Source organism: Amycolatopsis sp. NPDC031561, from assembly GCF_055580625.1.
On sequence record NZ_JBVILA010000011.1, the window covers coordinates 116,187 to 132,046 of the forward strand.

The 15,860-nt window shown below is 68.4% G+C and carries 14 protein-coding genes; 6 read left to right on the forward strand and 8 right to left on the reverse strand.

The genetic code is table 11. The annotated features are described in order from the left end of the window. Positions 1-363 precede the first annotated feature (363 nt). The gene (locus ACZ5IK_RS22755; protein ID WP_101608525.1) at positions 364-834 is read right to left on the reverse strand and encodes an Lrp/AsnC family transcriptional regulator; all 471 of its coding nucleotides are present in this window, start codon (positions 832-834) and stop codon (positions 364-366) included. Between the two features lie 162 nt (positions 835-996). Between ACZ5IK_RS22755 and ACZ5IK_RS22760 the strand changes: the two genes are divergently transcribed. Both ACZ5IK_RS22760 and ACZ5IK_RS22765 read left to right on the forward strand, forming a co-directional pair. Further along, a complete protein-coding gene (locus ACZ5IK_RS22760; RefSeq protein ID WP_465489476.1) occupies positions 997-4,443 on the forward strand; it encodes an indolepyruvate ferredoxin oxidoreductase family protein in 3,447 nt (1,148 codons plus the stop codon). A 356-nt stretch (positions 4,444-4,799) separates the two neighbouring features. Next, complete coding sequence (locus ACZ5IK_RS22765; RefSeq protein WP_465489477.1) at positions 4,800-5,174, forward strand: CHAT domain-containing protein; 375 nt, start codon at positions 4,800-4,802, stop codon at positions 5,172-5,174. On the opposite strand, the gene ACZ5IK_RS22770 is transcribed toward ACZ5IK_RS22765, so the two are convergent. Together ACZ5IK_RS22770 and ACZ5IK_RS22775 are read right to left on the reverse strand one after the other, a co-directional pair. Beyond that, positions 5,168-6,433 carry a preprotein translocase subunit SecY gene (locus ACZ5IK_RS22770; protein WP_465489478.1) on the reverse strand — a complete coding sequence of 422 codons (1,266 nt, stop codon included), beginning with the start codon at positions 6,431-6,433 and terminating at the stop codon, positions 5,168-5,170. The two genes, ACZ5IK_RS22765 and ACZ5IK_RS22770, sit on opposite strands and share 7 nt — an antisense overlap. Positions 6,434-6,521: 88 nt before the next feature. Beyond that, on the reverse strand, positions 6,522-7,274 hold the full coding sequence (locus ACZ5IK_RS22775; protein ID WP_465489479.1) for a dienelactone hydrolase family protein: 753 nt from the start codon (positions 7,272-7,274) through the stop codon (positions 6,522-6,524). 136 nt (positions 7,275-7,410) lie between these two features. Here ACZ5IK_RS22775 and ACZ5IK_RS22780 point away from each other — a divergent pair, with 136 nt between their 5' ends. Further along, positions 7,411-8,379 carry a GlxA family transcriptional regulator gene (locus ACZ5IK_RS22780; protein WP_465489480.1) on the forward strand — a complete coding sequence of 323 codons (969 nt, stop codon included), beginning with the start codon at positions 7,411-7,413 and terminating at the stop codon, positions 8,377-8,379. A gap of 5 nt (positions 8,380-8,384) precedes the next feature. On the opposite strand, the gene ACZ5IK_RS22785 is transcribed toward ACZ5IK_RS22780, so the two are convergent. Then, positions 8,385-9,101, reverse strand: coding sequence for a Clp protease N-terminal domain-containing protein (locus ACZ5IK_RS22785; RefSeq protein ID WP_465489481.1), 717 nt, complete (start codon positions 9,099-9,101; stop codon positions 8,385-8,387). A 158-nt stretch (positions 9,102-9,259) separates the two neighbouring features. Here ACZ5IK_RS22785 and ACZ5IK_RS22790 point away from each other — a divergent pair, with 158 nt between their 5' ends. Beyond that, positions 9,260-11,002 carry a cation:proton antiporter gene (locus ACZ5IK_RS22790; RefSeq protein ID WP_465489482.1) on the forward strand — a complete coding sequence of 581 codons (1,743 nt, stop codon included), beginning with the start codon at positions 9,260-9,262 and terminating at the stop codon, positions 11,000-11,002. Here the strand turns inward: ACZ5IK_RS22790 and eno are convergent. Both eno and ACZ5IK_RS22800 read right to left on the reverse strand, forming a co-directional pair. Beyond that, positions 10,997-12,289 carry a phosphopyruvate hydratase gene (gene eno, locus ACZ5IK_RS22795; RefSeq protein ID WP_465489483.1) on the reverse strand — a complete coding sequence of 431 codons (1,293 nt, stop codon included), beginning with the start codon at positions 12,287-12,289 and terminating at the stop codon, positions 10,997-10,999. The two genes, ACZ5IK_RS22790 and eno, sit on opposite strands and share 6 nt — an antisense overlap. A gap of 177 nt (positions 12,290-12,466) precedes the next feature. After that, positions 12,467-13,066, reverse strand: coding sequence for a DUF1707 SHOCT-like domain-containing protein (locus tag ACZ5IK_RS22800; RefSeq protein ID WP_465489484.1), 600 nt, complete (start codon positions 13,064-13,066; stop codon positions 12,467-12,469). Positions 13,067-13,214: 148 nt separating this feature from the next. Here ACZ5IK_RS22800 and ACZ5IK_RS22805 point away from each other — a divergent pair, with 148 nt between their 5' ends. Next, the gene (locus ACZ5IK_RS22805; RefSeq protein WP_465489485.1) at positions 13,215-13,631 is read left to right on the forward strand and encodes a DUF6892 domain-containing protein; all 417 of its coding nucleotides are present in this window, start codon (positions 13,215-13,217) and stop codon (positions 13,629-13,631) included. A gap of 42 nt (positions 13,632-13,673) precedes the next feature. Here the strand turns inward: ACZ5IK_RS22805 and ACZ5IK_RS22810 are convergent, their stop codons facing one another. Next, positions 13,674-14,270 carry a hypothetical protein gene (locus ACZ5IK_RS22810; RefSeq protein WP_465489486.1) on the reverse strand — a complete coding sequence of 199 codons (597 nt, stop codon included), beginning with the start codon at positions 14,268-14,270 and terminating at the stop codon, positions 13,674-13,676. A gap of 159 nt (positions 14,271-14,429) precedes the next feature. Between ACZ5IK_RS22810 and ACZ5IK_RS22815 the strand changes: the two genes are divergently transcribed. After that, positions 14,430-15,266 carry a MerR family transcriptional regulator gene (locus ACZ5IK_RS22815; RefSeq protein ID WP_465489487.1) on the forward strand — a complete coding sequence of 279 codons (837 nt, stop codon included), beginning with the start codon at positions 14,430-14,432 and terminating at the stop codon, positions 15,264-15,266. Positions 15,267-15,271: 5 nt separating this feature from the next. On the opposite strand, the gene ACZ5IK_RS22820 is transcribed toward ACZ5IK_RS22815, so the two are convergent. Further along, positions 15,272-15,847: a TetR/AcrR family transcriptional regulator gene (locus tag ACZ5IK_RS22820; protein ID WP_465489488.1), complete on the reverse strand. Its 576-nt coding sequence runs from the start codon at positions 15,845-15,847 to the stop codon at positions 15,272-15,274. Between the last annotated feature and the right edge of the window lie 13 nt (positions 15,848-15,860).

Below are 15,860 nucleotides of genomic sequence, written 5' to 3' on the forward strand. Positions count from 1 at the left end.
TTGCCTCTGTTCTTTTCGTTTGTTTGGTTTTTTTTTTTTTTTTCCCTCCCCCCTCCCCCCCCCCCCCCCCCCCCCCCCCCCCCCCCCCCCCCCCCCCCCCCCCCGACGCGCTACCGGCACTTTGGTCGCCCCAAGTACATGAAGGACCCCTTCCTTGCGTCTAGCGCAGTGAAGGGGTCCTTCATGTACTTGGGAAGGTGTGAAGGTCGAGTTCCTTCGGCTGAGCCGAGGGAAGGGGGCCTTCACGCGCAGGCGCTGTGCTTGCTGGGGCGGAAGCGGCGACCATCGAGTCCGTGAAGGCCTCCTTCGCTACCTTCAGAGTAGGAAGGGGGCCTTCACGGACTCTCCCCCGTCCGACCGGCCTCAGGCGTCGCCCGCGTCGGGCCACTGCTGCCCCCGGGTCCAGGAGTCCAGCACCATCAGCGTCTTCGTCCCCGTCACCTGGTGATGCCGCCGGATCTCGTCGATGGTGTGCTGCAGGTGGCCCATGTCCCGCACCCGCAGCCAGACGAGCGCGTCGGGATCGCCCGCGATGGTGAACACCGCCTGGGCTTCCGGCATCCGGGTGGTAGTCCGGACGATCTCGCCGACCTTGGTGGTCCCGGTGAACCGCAGTTCGGTGAACGCCTCGATGCCCCAGCCGAGTTTGGCGTGGTCGATCTGGACGGTGTAGCCGACGATGACACCGTTTTCCTGCATGCGGTCGATGCGGCGTTTGACCGCCGCGGTGGACAGCGTGACGCGGGCCCCGATGTCGCCGAGGGTGCGCCGGGCGTCTTCCCGGAGCAGTTCGAGGATTTCGCGATCGGTCTCGTCGATGAGCTGGTCCGCCATGAGCCAGGATGGTACGCAGACGCAACAGATATCGGCTACCGGCGAAGGTGGGCCGGATATTTTGCGTGATCGGGGGCAATAGACTGCCGCTTGTTGCGGCGGCCCGCGCGGTCGGGTCTCCTGTCGTGACATCGCGTGGGGGTGCCGAAGGAGGCAGGTCTGGTGGAGCAGTTCACGTTGGAGGACCGGTATCTGCGGGAAGACGGCACCGTCTACCTCAGCGGGGTCCAGGCCCTGGTCAGGATGCTGTTCGACCGGGTGCGGCACGATCGCGCCGCCGGGGCGTCCCCCGCGGTGTTCGTCTCCGGCTACGAGGGCTCCCCGCTGGCCGGGTACGACCTCGAGCTCGGCCGCCGGTCGGTCCTGCTCGACAAGCACGACGTCGTGCACCGCCCGGGCCTGAACGAGGAAATCGCCGCGACGGCGGTCATGGGCAGTCAGCTCACCGCGTCGATCGGTTCTTCGCGCGGCGGGGTCACCGGGTTCTGGTACGGCAAGGCACCCGGCCTGGACCGGGCGACGGACGCGCTGCGGCACGCCAACCTCGCGGGCACCGACCCGGCGGGCGGCGCGGTGGCGCTGGTCGGCGACGATCCGAACGCCAAGTCCTCTTCGGTGCCCTGCGCCTCCGAGCTCGCGCTGGCCGATCTGGCCATGCCGGTGTTCTTCCCGTCCGACTCCCAGGACGTGCTGGACTTCGGGCTCCACGCCGTCGAGCTGTCCAGGGCGAGCGGGCTGTGGTCGTCGATGAAACTCGTGGCGAACGTGGCCGACGCCGCGAGCACCGCCCACGTCCGGCCACAGTGGACGGCTCCGGAGCTGGCGTTGCCCGCGTACCGGCACAAGCCCAGTTCCCGCCTGCTCGGCACCACGCTGATGGCGCTCGAACGCAGTCTCTACACCGAACGCCTGCCGCTGGCGCTGGAATACGTGCGGGCGAGCGGGATCAACCGGATCGTCCAGGAAGGACCCGCGGACCGCGTCGGCATCGTCACCGCCGGAAAGTCCTATTTGGACTTGATGCAGGCGCTGCGGCTGCTCGGCCTGGACGCCGACGCGTTGTCCCGGCACGGGATCCGGATCCTCAAACTCGGTGTCATCCATCCGCTCGAACCGTCGATCGTCCGCCGGTTCGCCGACGGCCTGACCGAGATCGTCGTGGTGGAGGAGAAGCGGTCCTTCGTCGAATCGGCGATCAAGGAGGTGCTCTACGGCACCGCCGGCGCGCCCGCCGTGTACGGCAAGACCGGCCCGGACGGCCGCACCCTGTGCACCGAACTCGGCGAACTCGATCCGGACGCGGTCGCCAGGGTGCTCGCCGGGCGGCTGACCGAGCATCACGAGATCCCGTCGGTGACCGCGTGGCGGGGACGACGGAGCCGTGAGCGCATCTCGGTGCCGCTGCTGACCAGGACGCCGTACTTCTGTTCCGGCTGCCCGCACAACTCGTCGACGAAGGTGCCCGAAGGCACCGTGGTCGGCGGCGGCATCGGCTGCCACGCGATGGCGCTGTTCATGGAGCCGGAACAGGTCGGGGACGTGGTCGGCCTGACGCAGATGGGCGGCGAGGGCGCGCAGTGGCTCGGGATGGAGCCGTTCGTCGAGGCCTCGCATTTCGTGCAGAACATCGGCGACGGCACGTTCACCCATTCCGGCAGCCTCGCGGTGCGGGCCGCGGTGGCCGCAGGGGTGAACATCACCTACAAGATCCTCTACAACGCGACCGTCGCGATGACCGGCGGACAGGACGCCGTCGGCGGGCTCCCGGTGGAACGGCTGGCGTCGCTGCTCCTGGTCGAAGGTGTCGCCAAGGTGGTCGTCACCAGTGACGAGCCGAAGCGGTTCCGCGGCGTCCGCCTGCCCGACGGCGTGGAGGTCCGCTCCCGCGACGAACTGCTGAGCACGCAAGAGGAACTGGCCGCGGTGCCCGGGGTGACGGTGCTCATCCACGACCAGGAATGCGCCGCGGAGAAGCGCCGCAAACGACGTCGCGGCAAGCTGGCCACCCCGGCCGCCAAGGTCGTGATCAACGAGCGGGTCTGCGAGGGATGCGGCGACTGCGGCGAGAAGTCGAACTGCCTGTCGGTGCAGCCCGTCAGCACCGAGTTCGGCCGCAAGACCGCGATCCACCAGTCTTCGTGCAATGTGGACTACTCATGCCTGGAGGGGGACTGCCCCTCGTTCATGACGGTGGTGCCCACCGGGAAGAAACACCGTCGGCAGGCCGGGGAGATCACCGCGGCGGACCTGCCGGATCCCGAGACCGGGAGCACCGACTTCTCCGTGCGGATCACCGGGGTCGGCGGGACCGGCGTGGTCACCGTCGCACAGATCCTCGCCACCGCAGCGGTGATCGAGGGCAAGCAGGTCCGGACGCTGGACCAGACCGGGCTCGCGCAGAAGGGCGGCGCCGTCGTCTCGGATCTGAAGATCACCGCCGAGCCGACGCCGCAGGCCCCGAAACTCGCGGCCGGGGAATGCGATCTCTACCTGGCCTGCGACGTTCTCGTCGGCGCAGACCCGGCGCATCTGGCGGTGGCGGACCCCGGCCGGACCACCGCCGTCGTCTCCACGACCGAGGTGCCGACCGGCCGTATGGTCGTCGACACCACCGTCTCCTTCCCTGACGCGGCGGCCGTGCGGGGCGCGATCGCGGAGAGCTCTGCGCGAACCGTGGTGCTCGACGCCAGGGCACTGGCCGAGACCCTGTTCGACGACGACCAGTTCGCCAACATCCTCCAGCTCGGCGCGGCCCACCAGACCGGCGCCATCCCGCTGGCCGCGGCCAGCCTGGAACGCGCGATCGAACTCAACGGGGTCGCCGTCGCGGGCAACCTCCAGGCGTTCCGTCGCGGCAGGCAGCTCGTCGCGGATCCCGACGGCCTGCACGCGGCTGTCGCTCCTCCCGTCGCCGCGACCCCGACGCCGTCCGAGGCCGCTCTCCGCGCCCGCGCGCTCGTGCACACCGAGCCGGGTTCGGAACTCGCGCGCCTGCTGGACATCCGCGTCCCCGAACTCGTTCAGTACCAGGACGCCCGCTACGCCCGGGCGTACGCCGAGTTCGTCGAGCGGGTCCGGGTGCTGGAGGGGGACTCGACCACCGTCACCGAAGCGGTGGCGCGCAATCTGCACAAACTGATGGCCTACAAGGACGAGTACGAGGTCGCGCGGCTCTCGCTCGATCCCGCCGTGCTCGCGGGGATCGAGGCGGAATTCGGGGTCGGCAGCCGCTACGCCTACCGTCTGCACCCGCCCGTGCTCCGCGCGCTCGGGATGAAGCGGAAGATCGCGCTGGGCGCGGGTTTCCGCCCGCTGTTCGTCGCGCTGCGCGCCGGCCGGAAACTGCGCGGCACCCGGTGGGACCTGTTCGGCAGGGCACACGTCCGGAAGGTGGAGCGGGAGCTCGTCACGCAGTACCGGGAAACGATCCTCACCGCGTTCGGCACCGAGAACGCCGATCGCGGCAGGCTTCTGGCCCTGGCCGAGTTGCCCGACCTCGTCCGCGGCTACGAGGACGTCAAACTGGCGAACGTCGAGGCCTACCAACGGGAACAGGCCGCGATCCTCGCCGAGCTCGTCCCGGCGGACAAGCTCGGCGTGAGCGGGTGACCCTGGCGGTCACTGAGCCGGGAACTGCTCGTACCGCTGCGCACGCAGCTGGGCGATGCCGACGTGGTGGTGGTGCCCACGGGAGTTCTTTCGATCGTGCCGTGGGGGTTGCTCGAGCCCTTCCGGGGCCGTCCGGTGACGGTCACGCCGTCGCCTTCCGCGTGGCTCGCCCTCTGCGCGGTGCCCGCGCGCGACACAGCGGACCACGCGGCGATGCTGACGGTCGCCGGTCCCGGACTCGAGCACGCCGTGAACGAAGCGGACCGCGTCGCGGAGGTCTACCCTCGCGCGGAAGTGCCGGCAGGCAACGACGCCACGATCGAGGCGACGTCGAAGCCCTCGCCGAATACGACTCGGTGCATCTGGCCGCGCACGGGCACCATGAACAGGAGAACGTGCTCTTCTCCCGCCTCGACCTCGCAGACGGCCCGCTGATGGCCTACGACGTCCAGCTGCTCGAATCCGTGCCGGACCATGTCGTCCTGTCCGCCTGCGACATCGGCCAGGCGGTGGTCCGTCCCGGGGACGAGATCCTCGGGTTCACCGCGGCGTTGCTCTACAGCGGAAGCAGGACGGTGATCTCCAGTGTGGCCAGGGTCGATGATCGGGCGGTCGTCCAGGTCATGGAGTCCTACCACCGGGCGCTGGCGCGGGGGACGGTGCCCGCGAGGGCGCTGGCCGACGCCACCCGCGGCGAAATGCTGATGCCGTTGGTCTGCTTCGGTCAGTGAAGGAATTGTCCATATCGCTTCCGCAGGCGCAGTTCGTCGATCTGCCGCGAAGTGTCCAGCGTGACACTGACGAGGAACACGAGAACCACCTGCAGGGTCACACCGCCGAAGGGGAGTCGCGGGCTCGCGTCCAGCAAAGCGAGTCCGGCGACCGGGATCAGCGCGATCACTCCGGCGTAGACCGCGCCGAGGAAGGTGATCCGGTGGTACACGTAGCCGAGGTAGTCGGCCGTCCAGTTGCCCGGCCGGATCCCGGGGACGAAACCACCCGTGCGCACCAGGTCTCGGGACACCTGCCCGACGTCCAGCGTTCCCGCCGCCCTGACGAAGGCGAAAAGACCGGCGAGGACGACGTAAACCGCGATCCGCCAAGGAGTTCCTTCGTCGCGTAGCCGGGATCCGGTCCACTCGAGCCAGGTCACGGTGGGCCAGAGATCCGCCGCCAGCACCGGCAGGGACAGCAGCACGGCGGCGAGGACGGCGGGGCTGTTCGCCTGGGCGATCCGCAGGGGTATGTAGGACGGGGTTCCGCCGTAGGCACGCACGCCGATCATCCGCTTCGCGTGCTGGATCGGGATACGGCGTTGTGCCTGCGCGACGACGATCGTCGCCACCATGACCGACAACGCCACGACGGCCATGACCGCGATGGCGGCCCAGCCCTTCGCTTCGTAGAGGCGCAGGAACTCCGCCGGCAGCACCGCCAGGACCTGTACCAGGAGCAGAATCCGGACCCCGTTACCGAAGCCGCGGTCGGTGATCACCTCGGTCAGCCGCAGGACCAGCGCGGTACCCGCCGTCATGCACGCCACCGTGACGGCGATGGAGACGGCGCCGTGGTCGTCGAGGACTTCCCGGCCTCGGAACATGACCACGCCGACAGCGCCGACGAGGCCGAGCAAGACGGTGAGCCGCCGCTGGTATCGAGTCAGCAGGCGTGCGCCGGCTTGACCTTCGGCCCGGAGCGCCGCCAGCCGCGGGACCAGGACGATCAGCGTGCGCAGAACCGGAGCCGCGGCCAGGCAAGGAAGGACACCGAACACGAACACCGGCAGGGTGGACAGCCCGCCACCGGTGAAGAGGTCGAGTAGCCAGTACCAGGGGTCGTCGGTCTTGGGGATTGCTTCGAGCGCGCGGGTGTCCACGTGGGGAGCGGGCAGGTCCTGCCCGAGCCGGAACACCACGATCGCCAGCAGGGTGACCAGGATCCGGTGACGGACGGAGCCGCTGCCCGCCGTCCGCTCGGCACTGTCGTTCATCGGTTGCTGAGGCCTCCGTCGTCGTCCTGCCCGCCATGTGTGGACCACGCTAGGAAGGGCGGATGAAATCCCGATGACACGGCCAGCCTCATGGCGCGGGACGGAGCCGCTCGGTCAGGTAGGCGAGGATCTCGTCTCTGGCCCGCAGCGTGGGATGCCCGTCGGAGTCGACGAGGTGGGCGGTGACGACGCTGTGCGGCGTGCCGACCACGTCACGGAAGAACGGGGGAGGGTCGGTGTTCGCGGCGCCGTCCGGCAGGACACGTCCGTCGAAGGCGTCGCCGAGGAGGGCTTGGTAGGCGGCGAAGCGCTGGCCGGTGCACCAGCGATCACCGTCGAAGCGGTAGGCGAGGACCTTGAGACCGTCACGCGAGACGCGGTCTCGGATCGCGAGCGCGTCTTCGTCGCTGAGTTCGAGTCCGCCGGGGTCGTCCAACGGCAGTGACGGATGATTGACCACGGACGCGATGACGGCGGGTTCGAGCGCCATCGTGAGGGCGAAGTTCCCGGTGAAGCACAGGCCGATCGCGCCGACTCCAGGACCGCCGCACTCGGCGTGGGCCAGCCGCGCCAGCCCGCGCAGCCATGACGTGACGGGGCTGGTGCCGCCGCCGGCGAACGCCCTGAACTCCGCGCTGACACACGCGCGACGGACCACCTGCCGGCCCTCCTCGGCCGTCGGGTAGGCCCCGTCCGTTCCGAAGAGCGACGGCAGGTGGACGGTGAACCCCGCGTCCCGCACCCAGCGCGCGAACCGCAGGACGTGGGGGCTGATGCCCGGCATCTCGGGCATCAGCACCACGGCGGGACCGGAACCCGCGACGTACACCGTCTTCGTCACGCCGTCCACCTCCCGAAGACCGCGGGAGAAATCGGTGATCGCATCGTCGAGGTTTCCGTCCACACTCGTAGCCTGGACCACCGCACCCACCGACGGCGATGGGCCGGATCGCCAGATTCAGGGGTAATCTCGCCATATGCTGCGAGTCGGTGTCCTGGCCTATCCGGGCTGTTTCGCGTCCGAGGTGTTCGGCGTCCCCGATCTCCTCACCATGGCCACGCACGTCGCGGGCCCGGACAACGCCGGATACGAGGTGTCCGTCGTCTCGCCGCGCCGTCGAGTCGTCGCATCGGGCGGTGTGGCGTTGACCGTCTCGTCGCTGCGTGAGGTGGACGTCCTGGTCGTGCCGGGATTCGAGTTCATACCCGGCCAGGACCTCGACGCGAAGATCGCGGGCCTCTCCAAGGAAGTCGCGGCGATCCGGTCCCACGCCGACGCGGGCAACGTCGTAGTCTCGATCTGTGTCGGCGCGTTCCTGCTCGCCGAAGCAGGGCTCCTGGACAGGCGCCGCGCCACCACCTCCTGGCTCTTCGCGGATGAACTGGCTCGACGCCGCCCTGAAGCCGATGTCCGGCCCGAGCACCTGGTCGTCACGGACAAGGGAGTCACGACGACGGCGGCCTTCAGTGCCATGTACGACTTCGCGCTCGGACTGATCCGTGAACACAGCGGCGCCGAAGTGGCGCGGACGACAGCGCGGGTGGCGCTGGTCGACGACGCGCGGTCGTCCCAGACCCCCTACGTCGACGCGCGGCTCCTTCCGCAGCGCGGCAACGAGTTCTCCCGCCAGGTCATGCGACGGCTAGACCAGAACCTGGCCGCCCGATACGACCTGGCGGCCTTGGCGGACACGTTCAAGGTCAGCACGAGGACGTTGCTGCGGCGTTTCGCGGAGGAGGCGGGTCAGAGCCCGCTCGAATACCTGCATTCCTCACGTGTCCGGCGCGCCCGCCATCTTCTCGAAACGACGGACCGCACCGTCTCCGGAATCTGTACCGCGGTCGGATACCGGGACCCTGGGACCTTCGCCGCCCTGTTCGCCAAGCACACGGGACGACGTCCGAGGGACTACCGCGCGGCGTTCCGTCGCGGCGCGGGCGGATAGCCAGGTCAGGCGGTTCCGCCGGGGTTCGAAGGCGGCTCGTCGGCGGCGCCCGCGACGAACCTCTCGGCGGCCGCCGCGTCGACGCCCAGTGAGGACAGCAACCCGGTGCCGTTCTCCACTTCCAGCAACGCCAACAGGATGTGGCCGGTGCCGACGCCGTCGTCGTCGAGCCGCAAGGCCGTCCGGAAGGTCAGCTCGAGCGCTTTCTTCGCACGGACGTCGTACGGAATCATCACCGGATCGGCGTCGGTGCGTGGCGGCAGGGTCGCGACCACCGTTTCCCGTGCGCGGTCGAGATCGACATTCTGCGCCCGCAAGGCATCGGCCGCGGTGCCCTCGGTGCCGAGCAGGCTGAGGACGAGATGCGCGGGGATGATCTCGGCGTTGCCCGCCAGCTTGGCCTCTTGCATGCTGGAGATGACCGCGGCGCGGGCGGGCTGGGAGAACTTCTCGAAACTGTGCGACGGGTTGGCGTCGGGTTTGCCGACGAACCTTTTCTGCGCGGCCTGTTTGGTGACACCCATGCTGCGGCCGATGTCGGTCCAGGACGCGCCAGAACGACGGGCTTGGTCGACGAAGTGGCCGATGAGATGGTCGGCGACCTCGCCGATGTGGTCGGCCAGCAGCATCGCTCCGGCAAGTTGGTCGAGGGCGTCGGTGTGGTTCTTGGTGATCGCCGTGATCAGGTCGTCGAGCCTGACCGGCGGGTTTGCCTGTGTCATATCGTCAACCCTAGGTTGACTAGACCGGTTTCGTCAACCTAGGGTTGACACCTGAGGAGCGGCTGATCCCCGACTTGCGGGTCCGGCGATGTCGTGTCACCAATGGACACGCTCCACTCCAGTGACGTCCCTGAGCCGCGAGAGGACATGTACAGCCTGTGGACCTGACCCTCGTCGTCGTGCTCGGTGTCATCAGCATCGTGGCCGTGGCCGCGTTCTCCGAGCGGCTCAACCTGGCCGCGCCGCTGAGCCTCGTGCTGGTCGGCATCGGCCTGAGCTTCCTGCCGGGCGTCCCGCACCCGGAGGTGGAGCCCGAGCTGATCCTCGCGGGGGTGTTGCCTCCGCTGCTGTATTCGGCGGCGGTGAACATGCCGATGGTCGACTTCCGGCGGAACATCCGGCCGATCACCGGCCTCGCGGTCCTGCTCGTGGTGGGGTCGACGCTGGGCGCGGGCTGGCTGTTCCACTGGCTGATCCCGGACATCGGCTGGCCCGCCGCGTTCGCGCTCGGCGCGGTCATCAGCCCCACCGACGCCGTCGCGGCGACTTCGGTGGGACGGCGGCTCGGCTTGCCGCCCCGGCTGCTGACCGTCCTCGAAGGCGAAGGGCTCGTCAACGACGCCTCCGCGCTCGTGCTGCTGCGGTCCGCCGTCGCGGCGGTCGCCGGGTCGGTGTCCGTCTGGGGCATCGTGGGGGAGTTCTTCTACGCGGTCGCCGTGGCGGTCGGGATCGGGCTCCTGGTCGGAGTCGTCAACGTCCGGGTACGCGCGTTGCTGGGCAACGCCGTGCTCAACACCGCCATCTCCTTCGTGGTTCCGTTCATCGCCTTCCTGCCCGCCGAAGAGGCGGGTGCCTCGGGCATCCTCGCCGTCGTCGTCGCCGGACTGGTGACCGGTCACCTCGCCCCGCGGCACCTGCGTGCGACGGATCGTCTCGCCGAGACCGTCAACTGGCGCACCGTGGCCTTCCTGCTGGAGAGCGGGATGTTCCTGCTGATGGGACTCAGCGTCAAGACCCTCGTCGACGAGGTGCACGAAGACGGCTCGAGCGCTTGGCGCGCGCTCCTCATCGGCCTGGCCGCCTCGGTGCTCGTCATCGTCGCGCGCATCGTCTTCGTCGGACCGCTCGTCGCCGGTCTCTACCGCGAACAACGAAGAGCGGCGCGATTCAAGCCTCGCCTGGAAACGACCCAGGCGGTTCTGCGGGGCGACGAGTCCCATCCCGCCGTCACCGAGCGCCTGGACAAAGCATCACCGCGGCGGGTGGAGAATCTCCGGAAACGGCTCGATCGTGCCGCCGCGGACGTCGAGTTCCGGCTCACCGAAACCCTGGGCTGGCGCGGCGGCGTGGTGCTCGGCTGGGCGGGGATGCGCGGGGCGATCACCCTGGCCGCGGCGCAGACCCTTCCGCAGGACACACCGGATCGCGCGCTGCTGGTCCTGATCGCCTACGTGGTGGCGACCACCACGCTGCTGGTCCAGGGCTTGACGCTCCCGGCGGTCATCCGCGCGGCACGCGTACCCGAAGAGGATCCGGACCGGTTGCGCCGGGAGTACGTCGGTCTCATGACCGAGCTGACCGAGGCGGCCAAGTCCTTTTTGGACGATCCGGCGCTGGAAGACCCGGGCAACGGGCCGTTCAACGAGCGGGTCTTGGACCGGGTGCGGTCGGATGTGCGCATCCCGTCCGGAGCGCGGGCGGGCCGCCCGGAACCGGATCAGGCCGAAAGCGTGTTCCAGTATCTGCGGCTGCGGTTGCGTGTCCTCACCGAGCAGTCCGAACGCCTCCAGCGTGCGCGGTCGAGCGGCCACTACAGTTCGGAGGCCTTGAGCCGCGCGCAAACCTCCCTGGACGTGGAGATGGCCCGCCTCGAGCAACTGGGGGACAAGCCCGCCTCATGACCGGCGACGGCCGCCGCTGATGGTGGTGGCGCCGGCGTAACGGGCCTCGGTGCCGAGTTCCTCTTCGATGCGGAGGAGCTGGTTGTACTTGGCCGTGCGGTCGGAGCGCGACAGCGAGCCGGTTTTGATCTGGCCGCAGTTGGTGGCGACGGCGAGATCGGCGATGGTGGTGTCCTCGGTTTCGCCGGAGCGGTGCGACATCACCACGGAGTAACCTGCCTTGTGCGCGGTCTCGACCGTGGTGAGGGTTTCGGTGAGCGTCCCGATCTGGTTGACCTTGACCAGGATCGAGTTCGCGATGCCGCGCTCGATACCGTCCTCGAGCAGTTTCACGTTGGTACAGAACACATCGTCGCCGACGAGCTGGACGCGATCGCCGATGGCGCCGGTGAGTTGCTCCCAGCCGGTGAAATCGTCCTGGGCGATACCGTCCTCAATGGACACGATGGGGTAGCGCGAGGTCAGGTCGGTGAGGTAGGCCACGTGCTCCTCGACGCTGCGCTTGCGGCCTTCTCCGGTGTAGTCGTAGACGTCGCCGGTGTAGAACTCGGACGCGGCCGGGTCGAGCAGCAGGGCGATGTCTTCACCGGGGGTGTAACCGGACTTCTCGATCGCGCGCAGCACGAACTCGAGCGCCTCGTCGGCGGAGTTGAGATTCGGCGCGAAGCCGCCTTCGTCTCCGACGTTGGTGCTGTGCCCGGCTTCGTGGAGCGAGGCGCGCAGGGTGTGGAACACCTCCGAGCCCATCCGGACGGCGTCGGTGAAGGTCTCGGCGCCGAGCGGGCCGATCATGAACTCCTGGAAGTCGATCGGGTTGTCCGCGTGGGCGCCGCCGTTGATGATGTTCATCATCGGCATCGGCAACAGATGCGCGGATACGCCACCGACGTAGCGGTACAGCGGGAGGTTCCTGGCGGCCGCGGCGGCTTTGGCCACGGCGAGCGAGACGCCGAGGGTGGCGTTGGCGCCGAGCCGGGCCTTGTTCGCGGTGCCGTCCAGTGCGATCAGCGCGCGGTCGACGTCGGCCTGCGCCTCCGCGTCGCGTCCGACGATCGCTTCGGCGATCTCGGTGTTGACGGCGTCGACGGCCTTGCGCACACCCTTGCCGTGGAAGCGGGTCTTGTCCCCGTCACGGAGTTCGACCGCTTCCTTGGTCCCGGTGGAGGCGCCCGACGGTACGGCGGCCCGGCCGAGTGAGCCGTCCGCAAGTTCGACGTCGACCTCGACGGTCGGGTTGCCCCGGCTGTCGAGGATCTGGCGGCCGTGGACCCGGGTGATGACGGTCATGTTCGCTCCTCGATGAGTCGCGCCGGAACACCGGGCCCGAGACGGCCACGGCGTATCGGCTGCGGCGCGACACCCCAGTGAGCCGCGAGACATCCGGGAGACTAGCAGAGATCCACTGAATCGATCCCGAATTCTGTCCGGCCGGCTCGGGGAGCAGGACGCACCCGCCTGACGCGACTACGTTCGCGAAGCTCCCCTGATCGTCTTGCGCCGGGTCTCACGGGCCTTCCGGATGACCTTCACCGATCCCCACCAGGCGAAACCGGTGACGCGCAGCACCGGCGCGCCGATCGCCGACCGTTGCCGCGTCCGGCTGCGGCCGGTCCCGAATCCGCCCATGAGCCCGATTCCCCGGACGTCGACGACGAAGTCCTCCGGGACCACGATCGTGACGCCGCCCATGATCGCGACGGCCCTGATCGTGGAGGGATCGGCGGTGATCTCGGCGTGCCGCAGATCGAGGCGCACGCTGCCCCAGAAGGCGCGGCTGACGTGTTTCGACGGCAGTGGCCCGTCGAACCGTCGTCGAGTGCCCGACATGACGGCGATGGAGGACCGTCCGCCTCGTGAGTCCTCGGCGTCGGTGCTCACCGGAGAGAGATCCGCGACGACCGGCTCGAAGTCCGCGAAGGTCTTCGCCGAGTAGACGGCGTCGAGTCTCGCCTCCAGTTCGGCGGTGGTGATCCGGCCCGCCCCCATGGCCTCGTACAGCAGCTGAGCCACCCTTTCGCGGTCGGAATCAGCCACTCGCCTCGCCGATCGCTCCACTTCAGACATGGTCGCGATTGTAGGGGTCGAGGCCGTTTTTCCTTACCTGTGAAGAAAAAGTGGTCCGACGACCGTGACGCAGGTGAGTGGGTGCCGGAGACGCGGGATGACGGGCGTGACAAAACCTGGCCACGTTACGCCATATAGGGTTCGGGGTATGAGCCAGCAGATCCCCTTCGCCGACCTCAACTTCAAGCTCGCCGTCGTGCAAGAGCTGATGTACAACCAAGACCTCCTGCCGAGGTTCAACCTGCGGGAGTACGCCGCCGCGCAGGGTTTCACCTATGACGACGGGAGCGTCGAGGCAGTACCCGAGGCTCTGGCGTACTTCGAGGCGCTCGAGGTCCCTGTCGAGCTCGCGGAGAAGATCACCGAGATCGAGATGGACGGCGGCAACGAGATCTACCTGGAGATCGCGCCGAACTGGGACGGCGAGGACGGGCTGTTCGACGTCGACGAGTTCGCCGACCTGCGGCACTTTCCCCATCTGAAGTCGATGACGCTGCTCTACACGGGCAACGAGGAGGCGCTGGAGACGTTGCGTGCCCGCGGAATCGAGGCAGACTGGCTCTGAGGCTTCCTTCTCCTCTTGATGTGGAGAAGGAAGCCTCGCGGATCACAGTCGCTCACCCAGTAGTTTCGCCACCTGGGTGTAGACGTCGTCGCGATGATGGGGGAGATGGAGGTCCACCATCCTCGTCTCTCCGTGGACGCGCTTGGCGATGGCGAGCGTGGTCCAGTAGTCGTCCAGTTCGCAGTACATCGCGGCGTCTCCGACTCCGGGAAGCGGTGTGCTCGGGCCTGGGCAGTTCTTGGCCGTGGTGGAGACCGGAGTGTTCGGGTCGGCTTTGGTGAAAGCGAAGAAGTAGAGCCGTGGCGCCGATTCGAGCGGCGGATCGCCGGTTCCGTAGGCACAGGTGTACTTCGGTGCCGTGTCGGTCTTTCCGGGTGCTTCTTCCTTGGCGACGATGCCTGAGGTACCGATGATCTGGGCGAGTTCGCCGGCCCCGAGGAACGGGCAGGCGGCGGTCACCTTCGGAGGGGAAACCGCCGGCGTGAAGGTGGGCGGCGTGCTGCTGGTGGCGGGTTTGCTCGGCGGCGGTTTGCTCGTCGACGACGCAGCCGGCGGCGTGGGACTTTCGTCCGGACCGCCGCAGGCCGAGGCCGCGAGCAGCAGACCGAGCGCGGCGAGAATCCCCCAGGATCTGTCCATTCAGGAAATCTAGCCCTGAGACGCGGGAACTGCCAGGTTTTCGGCAGGCGTGGGGACGCTCATGGTTCGTCAGGTCTTCTTCTTCACTTGTGTGTTGCACATGCCGCTACGGCATGTGCTGTCCTTGGAGGAACCACAGCACGAGAGGCGCCGTTTGCGATGTACCTTTCCTTCACGTCTCCCCGCCACGTCAAGATCGGAGATGCCGCCGCTTTCGCCGGGACAACCCCGCGCGCCATCCGCCACTACCACCAGATCGGTCTGCTTCGGGAGCCTGAGCGCGGTGGGGACGGCCGCCGCCGCTACTGCTACGACGACATGATCCGTCTGCTGTGGATCCGCAAGATGGCAGAGGCCGGCATCAAGCTCGGCGACATGCGGGCCGCGTTCGACGAAACCCGGGACATCGAGGAAAACCTGGACCTCCTGGATGAAACCCTGGCCGCCCAGGAGGCCAACATCCGACGTCAGCGCGCAGCCGTCCAGCGCTTGCGGGCCGTGGGCAGCCCACTGGGACTGCTTTCCGACCTGGTGACGGACAGGCTCAGTCACCTGCCCCCTGGCGCGCTGCGTCCCTCCGACCTGGAGGCCCTGCTGGTCACGGAACGGATCTTCGGCCCGCTGGGCGCCGCCATCCAGGCCGGCCTGTTCATCGCGCTGGCCACCCACCCCGATCTGCGGGCTGAGGAAGACCGTCTCGACTCGGCCGAGGCCGCCCTCGACGACGGTGTCGAGCCGGACGATCCGCGCGTCGAAGACCTTGCCATCCAGCGATACACCCATAACAAGGCCGTGTGGCAGGCCATCGAGGCTGCCGGGCTGGACGCGGACGAGGAGAAGCTCTTCGAGAGCTACGAAGACCCGGACGAGGGAAACGACACGCAGATGAGCGCCCTCGAAGCGTTCACCAAGATGCCGTACGACTTCTCACCCGCCCGGATGCGCTGTATCGAGCGCGCGGGACAACTCCTCGGTCAGGATCTCGTAGACGGCTGACGCCGTCATCCGTGTCGGATCGCGTCGATCAGCATGTGCACGAGTTGCTCCACGGTGACCTGCCACTTGTCTTTCGCCAGATGGCCGCTGAGTTCCATTCCCGCGATGCCGTGCGCACTCGACATCAGCAGTGCGCCGTACCGAGGAGCGTCGGACTCGCCGACCACATCCGCGACCAGCGCCAGGAATACGCCTTCGAGACGGCCCGCGGCCTCCAGCGCGGCAGGCGTATCGGCCGGAGCGCTGAACATCAGCGCGTATCGGTGCGGCAGGCGGCGAGCGACGTCGATCAGCGCCAGAATGGCTCGTTCCAGCCGTATCTCCGAAGTGGACTCGAGGTTCGCGCGAAGGTGCTCGACGTCGTCCGCCAGGGAACCCCACGCGTTGATGGCGAGCTGTGCCAGCAGATGTTCCTTGTTCTCGAAGTGCCCGTAGGGAGCACCTCGTGAGACTCCGGCCCGGGCTCCGACCGCGCGCAGGGTCACAGCGTCAGGGCCGCCCTGGTCGAGCAGCTCGGAAGCAGCGCGGACAAGAGCTTGCCGCGTGGCCTCGGCGGTCTCGGTGCGTGTCACGCCGGCCATTCTAGTTGACAGT

Bases quoted from the DNA above. Each gene is read 5' to 3' on its own strand.
- ACZ5IK_RS22755 (WP_101608525.1), bottom strand. From the start codon at position 834: ATGGCGGACCAGCTCATCGACGAGACCGATCGCGAAATCCTCGAACTG.
- ACZ5IK_RS22770 (WP_465489478.1), bottom strand. From the start codon at position 6,433: ATGAACGACAGTGCCGAGCGGACGGCGGGCAGCGGCTCCGTCCGTCAC.
- ACZ5IK_RS22780 (WP_465489480.1), top strand. From the start codon at position 7,411: ATGCTGCGAGTCGGTGTCCTGGCCTATCCGGGCTGTTTCGCGTCCGAG.
- ACZ5IK_RS22785 (WP_465489481.1), bottom strand. From the start codon at position 9,101: ATGACACAGGCAAACCCGCCGGTCAGGCTCGACGACCTGATCACGGCG.
- eno (WP_465489483.1), bottom strand. From the start codon at position 12,289: ATGACCGTCATCACCCGGGTCCACGGCCGCCAGATCCTCGACAGCCGG.
- ACZ5IK_RS22800 (WP_465489484.1), bottom strand. From the start codon at position 13,066: ATGTCTGAAGTGGAGCGATCGGCGAGGCGAGTGGCTGATTCCGACCGC.
- ACZ5IK_RS22805 (WP_465489485.1), top strand. From the start codon at position 13,215: ATGAGCCAGCAGATCCCCTTCGCCGACCTCAACTTCAAGCTCGCCGTC.
- ACZ5IK_RS22810 (WP_465489486.1), bottom strand. From the start codon at position 14,270: ATGGACAGATCCTGGGGGATTCTCGCCGCGCTCGGTCTGCTGCTCGCG.
- ACZ5IK_RS22815 (WP_465489487.1), top strand. From the start codon at position 14,430: ATGTACCTTTCCTTCACGTCTCCCCGCCACGTCAAGATCGGAGATGCC.
- ACZ5IK_RS22820 (WP_465489488.1), bottom strand. From the start codon at position 15,847: ATGGCCGGCGTGACACGCACCGAGACCGCCGAGGCCACGCGGCAAGCT.